The following is a 429-nucleotide window of genomic DNA, read 5'->3' on the forward strand; positions in this document are numbered from 1 at the left end:
AGGCATCAGCTAGAACATAGGCTTTTTGCGCATTAGCTATCACTGTTCATTTAATGACCGCCTCTTCCATATCTGGCGTTGTGAAATAATTGGCATCAACTCCATTAGCACCAATGAAAGCACAATCAAAATTCAGTTGTCTGATTTGTTCCAGAGCTGTACTTCCAATAGAGGCATCTGTTGAATGTTTAACCTTACCACCAATAATCCTAGTACTAATACCGAGATCTACCAGCTTAACAGCATGATGGATAGAATTAGTCACAACCGTCACCTGACGATTCATTTCCTCTGGATATGGTGAATATTTGTCATAAGTTCTAAGCCCAGCCTCAACGTGACCAATACTTACTTTATTGTAAAATGCAACCAATCCAGCAGCAAAAGTTGTTGTAGTATCACCATGAACCAAAACCAAATCAGGTTGTT

General features: G+C 39.4%; 1 pseudogene. It reads right to left on the reverse strand.

Annotation, left to right across the window (positions count from 1 at the left end):
• Positions 1–49 precede the first annotated feature (49 nt).
• Positions 50–429: pseudogene (locus HMPREF2867_RS11455) on the reverse strand (UDP-N-acetylglucosamine 2-epimerase); the annotation flags it as partial.

Source organism: Streptococcus sp. HMSC064H09, assembly GCF_001812625.1.
GTDB lineage: Bacteria > Bacillota > Bacilli > Lactobacillales > Streptococcaceae > Streptococcus.